This window comes from Mycobacterium sp. (assembly GCF_040398885.1).
GTDB lineage: Bacteria > Actinomycetota > Actinomycetes > Mycobacteriales > Mycobacteriaceae > Mycobacterium.
Window position 1 is genome coordinate 1 of record NZ_JBBATF010000134.1, and the last position, 8,952, is coordinate 8,952.

Annotated in this window: 11 protein-coding genes and 1 pseudogene; 4 read left to right on the forward strand and 8 right to left on the reverse strand. The window is 71.2% G+C overall.

The features are described from left to right. The 5 genes and pseudogenes from ADBZ5U_RS12330 to ADBZ5U_RS12350 all read right to left on the reverse strand — a co-directional run. Positions 1 to 612 (reverse strand): annotated as a pseudogene (locus ADBZ5U_RS12330) (hypothetical protein); the annotation flags it as partial. Beyond that, positions 609 to 884 (reverse strand): hypothetical protein, encoded by a 276-nt coding sequence (locus ADBZ5U_RS12335; RefSeq protein WP_526810595.1) that lies wholly within the window; start codon positions 882 to 884, stop codon positions 609 to 611. The pseudogene ADBZ5U_RS12330 and the gene ADBZ5U_RS12335, both read right to left, overlap by 4 nt. Before the next feature lie 37 nt (positions 885 to 921). After that, positions 922 to 2,253 (reverse strand): phosphoglucosamine mutase, encoded by a 1,332-nt coding sequence (gene glmM / locus ADBZ5U_RS12340; RefSeq protein WP_526810596.1) that lies wholly within the window; start codon positions 2,251 to 2,253, stop codon positions 922 to 924. A gap of 146 nt (positions 2,254 to 2,399) precedes the next feature. Further along, complete coding sequence (locus ADBZ5U_RS12345; RefSeq protein WP_526810598.1) at positions 2,400 to 3,029, reverse strand: cutinase family protein; 630 nt, start codon at positions 3,027 to 3,029, stop codon at positions 2,400 to 2,402. Between the two features lie 46 nt (positions 3,030 to 3,075). Further along, positions 3,076 to 3,753 carry a cutinase family protein gene (locus ADBZ5U_RS12350; RefSeq protein WP_526810600.1) on the reverse strand — a complete coding sequence of 226 codons (678 nt, stop codon included), beginning with the start codon at positions 3,751 to 3,753 and terminating at the stop codon, positions 3,076 to 3,078. 109 nt (positions 3,754 to 3,862) lie between these two features. On the opposite strand from ADBZ5U_RS12350, the gene ADBZ5U_RS12355 reads away from it, so the two are divergent. From ADBZ5U_RS12355 to ADBZ5U_RS12370, 4 genes are all read left to right on the forward strand, one after another. After that, a complete protein-coding gene (locus ADBZ5U_RS12355; RefSeq protein ID WP_526810606.1) occupies positions 3,863 to 4,744 on the forward strand; it encodes a type VII secretion-associated protein in 882 nt (293 codons plus the stop codon). Between the two features lie 224 nt (positions 4,745 to 4,968). Further along, a complete protein-coding gene (rplM, locus tag ADBZ5U_RS12360; RefSeq protein ID WP_526810601.1) occupies positions 4,969 to 5,412 on the forward strand; it encodes a 50S ribosomal protein L13 in 444 nt (147 codons plus the stop codon). Between the two features lie 65 nt (positions 5,413 to 5,477). Beyond that, positions 5,478 to 5,936: a 30S ribosomal protein S9 gene (gene rpsI, locus ADBZ5U_RS12365; protein ID WP_526810608.1), complete on the forward strand. Its 459-nt coding sequence runs from the start codon at positions 5,478 to 5,480 to the stop codon at positions 5,934 to 5,936. A gap of 289 nt (positions 5,937 to 6,225) precedes the next feature. Further along, complete coding sequence (locus tag ADBZ5U_RS12370) at positions 6,226 to 6,867, forward strand: cutinase family protein (RefSeq protein ID WP_526810610.1); 642 nt, start codon at positions 6,226 to 6,228, stop codon at positions 6,865 to 6,867. 7 nt (positions 6,868 to 6,874) lie between these two features. On the opposite strand, the gene truA is transcribed toward ADBZ5U_RS12370, so the two are convergent. The 3 genes from truA to ADBZ5U_RS12385 all read right to left on the reverse strand — a co-directional run. Beyond that, positions 6,875 to 7,756, reverse strand: coding sequence for a tRNA pseudouridine(38-40) synthase TruA (truA, locus tag ADBZ5U_RS12375; protein WP_526810612.1), 882 nt, complete (start codon positions 7,754 to 7,756; stop codon positions 6,875 to 6,877). After that, positions 7,743 to 8,303 (reverse strand): 50S ribosomal protein L17, encoded by a 561-nt coding sequence (gene rplQ, locus ADBZ5U_RS12380; protein ID WP_526810602.1) that lies wholly within the window; start codon positions 8,301 to 8,303, stop codon positions 7,743 to 7,745. Before rplQ ends, truA begins: the two co-directional genes overlap by 14 nt. 103 nt (positions 8,304 to 8,406) lie before the next feature. After that, on the reverse strand, positions 8,407 to 8,952 hold a 546-nt coding region (locus ADBZ5U_RS12385), incomplete at its 5' end, for a DNA-directed RNA polymerase subunit alpha C-terminal domain-containing protein (RefSeq protein WP_526810604.1).

Sequence of the window (8,952 nt, forward strand, 5' to 3'; positions counted from 1 at the left end):
GGGGGTGGCGGCCGCCGGTGGCTCTGGCCGGGGCGCGGGCGGCGGGGTTCCGGGCTCCGGCGCGACAGCGGTGCGGTGCGGCGCGGGCGCGGCCTCCTCCCGATGGGGATCGGGCGTGTCGACTCCGTCGGGGCTCGGCACGTCCGGACTCAGCGCATCGACCGCCTGAGCCACCAGGCCGACGAGCGCGCCTCCGAGGTCGGGCAGTGCCGGTGAGCCCGAGGGCCAGGCCATGGGCGGCACCGGGGACGGCGCCTGGAATCCCGGCTGCGGCCGGTCGTTGAGCCGGGCGGAGGTCTGCGCGTAGCTCTGTTCGCGCTGGGCCGTCGCTGAGTCCGGGGAGGTCTGCGCAATGGATCCGGTCTCCTCGATGACCTCGCGCAGTGACCTCAACTCCGCCGCCGTCCCCTGCAGTGCCGCCACGAGTTCGGCGGCGTCGCCGCATTGCCTTCTAACCAGATCGGTTGCGGCACAACCTGATTCGCTCTGCCACCCTTCGGTGAGCATGGAGAGCGCATCGCGGTGCAGCGCCAGCGCCTCCTCGGCCAGGGCGCCGGCCGAGGCCACCGCGGCGGCATCGGCCTCCAGTGTGCCGAGCGTGGTGTCGTTCACCGCAGGGCCTGCGACGCCCGCGCTTCGGCGTCGGTGTAGCGCTCGGCGCTGATGCGCAGGGCCGCCGCGGTCTCCGCGGTGGCCCGCTGCCACTGCGCCACGTCGGCCACCAGTTGGTCGACCGCGGAACGCAGGCCGGAGTCGGCGTCGAAGCGCAGGGTGCGCAGGTGAGCGGTGATCGCACCGTGCAGCAGGTCCGCGGCAGCGTCCAGTCGCTGGGCGGCGGCGTGCAGGGCCTGCGGGTCGACCGAGGTTGCCGGACCGGACTCCATACCGGTAATGACGTCGCGGCGGCCGATCCGGTTCCGCTTAATCCTGGGCGCTGACCGACTCCGCGACGCGGTGGGCGACCTGGCGGGCGGTGTCCTCGTCGGCGGCTTCCACCATGACCCGCACGATATGCTCGGTGCCCGAGGGCCGCAGCAGGATCCGGCCGGTGTCGCCGAGTTCGGCCTCCGCCCGGGCCACGGCGCTCTGAACTTCGGAGGCCTGCGCGACGGTCGCCTTGTCAACCACGGCGACGTTGATCAGCACCTGCGGCAGCGACTGCATCGGCGCGGCCAGTGCGGCCAGCGAGGCGCCGGTCTGCGCCATCCGTGCCATCAGGCGAAGTCCGGTGAGGATTCCGTCGCCGGTGGTGCCGAAGGCCGGCAGCACGATGTGGCCCGACTGCTCGCCGCCCAGGCTGAACTCGCCGGCCCGCAGTTCCTCCAGGACGTAGCGGTCGCCCACCGCGGTGGTCCGCACTTCGATGCCGGCCTCGCGCATCGCCAGGTGCAGGCCGAGGTTGCTCATCACGGTGGCCACCAGGGTGTTGGACGCCAACTCCCCGCTCTCGCGCATGGCCAACGCCAGAACGGCCATGATGGCGTCTCCGTCGACCACCCGTCCGGCGGCGTCGACCGCCAGGCACCGGTCGGCATCCCCGTCGTGGGCGAGTCCGAGGTCGGCTCCGTGGGCGAGCACCGCCTGCTGCAGGCCCTCGAGATGCGTTGAGCCGCAGCCGTCGTTGATGTTCAGGCCGTCGGGCTGGTCGTTCATCGAGACGACCCGGGCGCCGGCCGCCGCGTAGGCGCGCGGCGCGGCCGCCGAAGCCGCGCCGTTGGCGCAGTCGACGACGACGGTCAGGCCGTCGAGTCGGGTGACGGCGGCACCGAGGTGCTCGAGGTAGCGGTCGAGGGCGTCGGCGGCCTGGCGAACCCGGCCGATCGCGGCGCCGACCGGCCGCAAGCCCGGGCCCTGGGCGACGAGTTCCTCGATCCGGTCCTCGGCGTCGTCGTCGAGTTTGTGACCGCCGGGCCCGAAGATCTTGATGCCGTTGTCCGGCATCGGGTTGTGCGAGGCGGAGATCATCACGCCGAGATCGGCCCGATAGGCCGCGGTGAGGTGGGCGACGGCGGGTGTCGGCAGCACCCCCACCAGGAGCGCGTCGACACCCTCACTGGTCAAGCCGGCGACCACGGCGGCTTCCAGCATCTCGCTGCTGGCGCGCGGATCACGGCCGACCACCGCGAAGCGGTGACCCCCAGTTGCGGGGGCCAGCCGGCGGGCGGAGGCCGCGCTCAGCGCCAGCGCGAGTTCGGCGGTCAGTTCACGGTTGGCGACTCCGCGCACTCCGTCGGTCCCGAACAGTCGGCCCATGATGTCAAACCTCTCATATCGGCGGCCCCGGGTCACAACCGGCGCGGTCGCCGGTGGGTGTCTCCCGGCGGACTCCGCCTCGCCGACCATTCCCGCACCGCCGGCCCCGGCCCGCGGCGCGGGTGGGGATCAGACGCGGGCGGGGATCAGATCAGTCCCGAGATGAATCCTGCCGCCTGGCTGACCAGAGGCGACTTCTCATAACTCGTGTGCGCCAGCGGATTGCGGCCCTGCGAGCAGATCGGGTCGCCGTGATTGCACAGGTCGATGCCGCGGCCGGCGAATGTGACCGCGTTCCCGAACTTGGTCGAGGGGTTACCGAAGACCGCTACCGCGGCGACGCGGCCGGCCAGGCTCGCCGGAAGCGGCGCGGCGGAACCGACGTCGCCCACCTTGTCCCCCAGTGGCGGGATCCCGAGCAGCATGTCCACCACCGCGGCACCCTGGGAGTACCCGCCGAGGACGAACCGGGTGCCGGGGCAGGACTGGGTTACCGCCACCATCCGGTTGGTGGCATCGGCCGCGCCGTCGGCCGCCGCCAGGAAGTCGTAGCTCGCCGGGTATTCGACCGGGTAGACGCCCATCGTTCGGCCGCCCAACTCGGCGGCCAGTTGGTCGCGGAGCGCTTGGCCGACCCGGCCGATACCCGGGGGCTCGCTGGTCCCCCTGGCGAAGATCAGTTCGACGTCCGGGCAGTCGACGGCCTTTGCGGGCGCGGCGCCCAGCAGGCAGGTGCCCGCCAGTGCCACGGCGAAGATCCCCGAAAACAAACGCACCCGGCAATACTCACATACCGGTGAGCCGGGCGCGAAAACGTGCTGCCTAGAGCCGGTTCGCCACGAATATCGCGGCCTGCCAGGCGGTGCCGTCGGGGCCGTAGCTGCGGTGGGCCACCACACTGTCCCCGCCGCTGCATACCGGGTCGCCGGCGTTGCACAGTTCGATGGTCCGCGCGCCGAAAACCGGACTGGAAGTCAGCGGAATGCCGATCTTGGCCGCCGGGTTGCCGAACACGGCGATCGCGGCGATGCGGTCGGCGGCCGCGGGCGGCAGTGGGTTGGTGAATCCGACTGCCGGGAACGGGACCGCGGCGACGACGTCGACGACCGCGGCGCCCTGCGAGTAGCCGCCCAGGACGATCTTGCTGTTCGGACAGGTGTTGGCGAGGTACTGGATACGGGCGCTGGCGTCGTTGGCGCCGTTGGCGACCGCAAGGAAGTCATAGCTTGCCGGGTAGTTGACCGCGTAGACGCCCATGCTGAGACCGCCCAACATGCCCTGGAGGTTGTTGACGAAGGCCTCGCCGACCCGTCCGATGCCGGGTTCCTCGTTGGTGCCGCGGGCGAAGACGACTTCGACGTCATTGCAGCCGTCGGCGTTGGCCGGTGCGGCGGGCAGTGCGACGACGGCCGCCAGAGCGGCCAGTGCGACGACGGCCGCGGGCGCGGCCAGGGTCAGAGCGGCAGCAGGTACGCGCGGGGGCGAGGTGGCGGATCTCACGACGAAGATTGTTCCAGACTTTCCGGCGGTGAACGCATCGGGATCAGCTCGTCGGCATCCTGTGGATCGCGGCGGCGGGGGTCAGCCCCGGATGCCTAGGGTGAGCACGATGACCGTGCTGGAGATCGGGCCGGCCACCGTCCGGGTGGTCCGCGGCGCGGGCGGCCCGGTGGACCCCCGCCTGGCCGAGGCTGCGCTGTGGTGGATCGACGACCCGGTCGGGTTGTACGACGAACACCCGGTGGCCGTCTCGGATCTGTGGCGGGAGGTGATGACCGCGGCCGTCGGCGAGGACGCGGTCGTTCTGGTTCACCCCGACGACTGGACCCGCCGGAGGGTCGGCCGGGTCGTCGCGGCCGCCGATGCCGTCGCCGGCGAGGTGGTCGCCGTGCCGCGGCGGCAGTGGACCGCCGACGTGGAACGCCCGGGCGGGCGGGACGGCGGCGCCGAGGGTCCGGGACGGCTGCGGAGACCGCGGGCGGTGGCACTGGCGCTGGCCGCCGGGGCGGCCGTCTCGCTGGCCGGGGCGGCGATCGCCGTCCGGCCGCCGGCCACCCAGACCGTGGTCGAAGGCCGCATCGCGGTCCGGTTCCCCGCCGACTGGACGGTCGCAAGGGTGACGGCCGGGCCGGGTTCGCGGCGGCTGCAGGCGGCGCCGGCGGCCGATCCCGAACTCGCCGTGCACGTCACCCAGTCCTACGCCCCCGAGTCCACGCCGGCCGGTACGGCCGCGGTGCTGCGCCGGGCGATCGCCGATCAGCCCGCCGGGGTGTTCGTCAACTTCCGGGCCGACGGCCGGGCCGCCGGGCGGCCGGCGGTGACCTACCGGGAAGTCCGCCCGGGCCGGGTCGTCGACTGGTCGGTGGTGCTGGTCGGATCCACCCGGATCGGATTCGGCTGCCAGAGCCCGCCGCAGCGCACCCATGCCGTGCGGGACGCCTGTGAGCAGGCCATTGCGTCGGCCGGCGAGGAAGACCGCCGGGACCGCTGAGGCCGGCCGCCCGGGTCGGCCCGGTGGTATCGGGGCGCGTTTTGACCTGCGGGGATCGCCCCCGGTAAAGTCGAGCGCTGGCGTGCGGTACGCCGCGGACCACCCGCGGGGTAAACCGGGTCTCTCAGGTCACTGTCGGTCGCTGAGATTCCAGCCCGACCGCCGGCGCCCGACCGGCACCCGGTTCGCCCGGGATCCACCCCGAAAGACGAGAGGTACACGCTGTGCCCACATACGCGCCGAAGGCCGGTGACACCACGCGTTCGTGGTACGTCATCGACGCCACCGACGTGGTGCTCGGCCGGCTCGCCGTCGCTGCAGCCGGTCTGCTCCGCGGCAAGCACAAGCCGACATTCACGCCCAACGTCGACGGTGGTGACTTCGTCATCATCGTCAACGCCGACAAGGTCGCCATCGCGGCGACCAAGCTCACCAACAAGATGGCCTACCGGCACTCGGGGTATCCCGGCGGTTTGAGCGCGCGCAGCATCGGCGATCTGATGCAGACCCGCCCCGAGCGGGTGGTCGAGAAGGCCATCGTCGGCATGCTGCCGCACAACAAGCTCAGCCGGCAGATCCAGCGGAAGCTCAAGGTGTACGCGGGTCCCGATCATCCGCACACCGCCCAGCAGCCGGTTCCGTTCGAGATCAAGCAGGTGGCCCAGTGAGTGAGAACGAAACAGAAGACGTGATCGCAGAGACTCCTGCGACCCCCGAGACGTCCGAGACCCCGGTGTCCGACGAGACCGTCGATGCGCCCGTCGAGGCCACCGTCGAGGCCGCTCCCCGTCCGCCGGTGATCCTCGACCGTCCCATCCAGACCGTCGGCCGCCGCAAGGAGGCCGTGGTGCGGGTGCGTCTGATGCCCGGGACCGGCCAGTTCAACCTCGACGGCCGCTCCCTGGAGGCCTACTTCCCGAACAAGGTGCACCAGCAGCTGATCAAGGCGCCGCTGGTGACCGTCGACCGGGTGGACAGCTTCGACGTCTTCGCCCATCTCGACGGCGGCGGCCCGTCCGGTCAGGCCGGTGCGCTGCGGCTGGCGCTGGCGCGCGCGCTGATCCTGGTGCAGCCCGAGGACCGGCCGGCGCTGAAGAAGGCCGGCTTCCTGACCCGTGACCCCCGTGCCATCGAGCGTAAGAAGTACGGCCTCAAGAAGGCCCGCAAGGCTCCGCAGTACAGCAAGCGCTGAGCGGACGTGCGCGCAATCGCCGGGTGTCGGAGGTCTCTCCACACCCGGCGATTTCGTTCAGCGGCAACACCGCGTGTTTCGCCCGGCCGACCGGCGGCTAGTCCGGTGTCAGTCGGCTGCCCTGCCAACAGGCGAACACAAGGAGCGCGGAATCTTGGACACGCTGGAGAAGACCGCCGCGGGAACCCCGTCCGGCGGTGTCGGTCCGGCCGATGCCGCACCGCTCGACCTGGCAGCACCGAGCCGCTCCCGCTACCATGACCTGGTGCTGATGAGGCGGATGGGTCGCATGGTGGCGGCGGTGACATCCGCCGCAGCCGCGGCGGCGCTGTGCCCCGCCGCCCTGCCCACCGCGGGTGCCGCGCCCTGCCCGGACGTCGAGGTGGTCTTCGCCCGCGGCCGCATCGAACCGCCCGGCACCGGCCAGGTCGGCGACGCCTTCGTGCAGGCACTGCGCGCCAGGACCGACCTGGACGTCGGCTTCTACGCCGTGGACTATCCGGCCGACACCGAGGTGATCCAGGGCGCCAACGATATGAGCCGGCACATCCAGAACATGGCCGCCAACTGTCCCGGCACCCGCCTGGTGCTGGGCGGCTACTCCCTCGGCGCCGCGGTGACCGACGTGGTGCTGGCGGTGCCGGCGCCGGTGTTCGGCTACAAGAACCCGTTGCCCCTGGGGATGAACGAACAGATCGCCGCGGTGGCTCTGTTCGGCAACGGAACCCGCAAGGTTCTCGGCCCGGTCTCCGAAATCAGTCCGCTCTACGGGGACAAGACCATCGACCTGTGCACCGCGGACGACCCGATCTGCAACGCCAACCTCGATCCCAACACCTGGGCGGATAACTGGCCGGCGCATCTGCAGGCGGCCTACATCGACTCCGGCCTGGTGGACCAGGCCGCGGCATTCGTCGCGGCCCGGCTCTGACCGCCGCTCAGTCCAGGCTTCGCACGTCCCGTGTCACCGAAACCCGGGCCGCCAACTGATCGTCGGACGGGTAGTCCACACCGATCAGCGTCAGGCCGCGGGCAGGCGCCGCGGCGAAGTCACTCGACCGGCTATCGGCACCCAGAAGCGTTGCGCACCAACCCGGTTCGCGACGGCCCTCGCCCACCGCGAGCAGGGCGCCGACCAGTGACCGCACCATCGACCAGCAGAACGCGTCGGCGCTGACGTAGGCGGTGAGCAGATCGCCCTCCCGCGCCCAGTCGAGGCGTTGGAGTTCGCGGATCGTCGTCGCCCCGGGGCGTTGCCGGCAGAACGCGGCGAAGTCGTGCAGGCCCAGCAGTGCCGACGACGCGGCAGTCATCGCGTCGAGGTCGAGAGCCCTCGGCCAGGGGGTGACGAAGCGGGCCTGCTGGGGTTCGCACCCGTAGGGCGCCAGCGACAGGCGGTAGGCGTAGTGCCGGCGCAACGCGGAGAAACGGGCGTCGAAACCCGCTGGCGCACGGCTTGTTCGGCGAACCCGGACGTCCTCCGGCAGGAACTTGGCCAGCCGGCGGACCAGCGGATCGAACTCGTCGTCACCGCTGCGGGGTCGCCGCGGATAGGCGTTGCCCACCGCACCGGCGGGCACATCGACATGAGCCACCTGGCCGCTGGCATGCACCCCGGTATCGGTGCGCCCGGCTCCGAAGATCCGGATCGGCACCCGGAACACCGTCGACAACGCGCCTTCGAGCACACCGGCGACGGTCCGCTGTTGGTCCTGGACCGCCCAGCCGGCGAAATCCGTTCCGTCGTAGGCGATGTCCAAGCGCAGCCGGACCGGGTCCGGCGCGTCGCGCGAGTCCGACGGACCGTCAGGACTCGTCAGACTCGCCCTGCTCCTCGTAGACGACAACGGCCTGGGTGTCGGCGATGCCGGCGTCCTCCGCCTCGACCGCCTCGACCGACTCGACGGGCTCGGCTTCCACCGGGGCAGGCGCCGGAGCGGCCTTGGCCGCCGCGGCCTGCTGCGCCGACGCCGCGGCCCGGCGGGCCCGGTTGGCCTCCGAGACCACCGTCTTCTCCCGGACCAGTTCGATGACCGCCATCGGGGCATTGTCGCCCTTGCGCGCCTCGACCTTGACGATGCGGGTGTAGCCGCCGTTGCGGTCGGCGAAGAACGGACCGATCTCGGCGAACAGGGTGTGCACCACGTCCTTGTCGCGGATCTTCTTCATCACCTCACGCCGGTTGTGCAGCGTGCCCTTCTTGGCGTGGGTGATGAGCTTCTCGGCGTAGGGCCGCAGCGCCCGGGCCTTGGGCTCGGTGGTCTTGATCCGGCCGTGCTCGAACAGCGACGTGGCGAGGTTGGCCAGGATCGCCTTCTGGTGCGACGAGGACCCGCCGAGGCGGGGACCCTTGGTGGGCTTAGGCATGTGAAACTCCTGGCATTGCGACTGTCTCCTATGTGGGGCCGACCCCCGTATCAGGTAGGGCCGGGACGACGGGTGGGCGAAGCTGGTTGGGGGAGAAACCTTCTCAGAGCTGTTCGGTCTCGGCGTAGTCGACGTCGTTGTCGACGTCGTAGCCGTTGTCGGAGTTCCATGTCCCGGTGGCGACGTCGTAGCCGGCCACCTCGGACGGGTCGAAGCTGGCCGGGGAGTCCTTCAGCGACAGACCGAGCTGATGCAGCTTGATCTTGACCTCGTCGATGGACTTCTGGCCGAAGTTGCGGATGTCGAGCAGGTCGGACTCGGTGCGGGCGACCAGTTCGCCGACGGTGTGCACGCCCTCGCGCTTGAGGCAGTTGTAGGACCGCACGGTCAGATCGAGGTCGTCGATCGGCAGCGCGAACGCGGCGATGTGGTCGGCCTCGGCCGGCGACGGCCCGATCTCGATGCCCTCGGCCTCGATGTTGAGCTCGCGGGCCAGGCCGAACAGCTCCACGAGGGTCTTTCCGGCCGAGGCCAGGGCGTCCCGTGGGCTGACGGAGTTCTTGGTCTCGACATCCAGGACCAGCTTGTCGAAGTCGGTGCGCTGCTCGACGCGGGTGGCCTCCACCTTGTAGGTCACCTTGAGCACCGG

Excerpts from the sequence above, each read along its gene's own strand:
- ADBZ5U_RS12335 (WP_526810595.1), bottom strand. The coding sequence starts at position 884 with ATGGAGTCCGGTCCGGCAACCTCGGTCGACCCGCAGGCCCTGCACGCC.
- glmM (WP_526810596.1), bottom strand. The coding sequence starts at position 2,253 with ATGGGCCGACTGTTCGGGACCGACGGAGTGCGCGGAGTCGCCAACCGT.
- ADBZ5U_RS12355 (WP_526810606.1), top strand. The coding sequence starts at position 3,863 with ATGACCGTGCTGGAGATCGGGCCGGCCACCGTCCGGGTGGTCCGCGGC.
- ADBZ5U_RS12370 (WP_526810610.1), top strand. The coding sequence starts at position 6,226 with ATGGTGGCGGCGGTGACATCCGCCGCAGCCGCGGCGGCGCTGTGCCCC.
- rplQ (WP_526810602.1), bottom strand. The coding sequence starts at position 8,303 with ATGCCTAAGCCCACCAAGGGTCCCCGCCTCGGCGGGTCCTCGTCGCAC.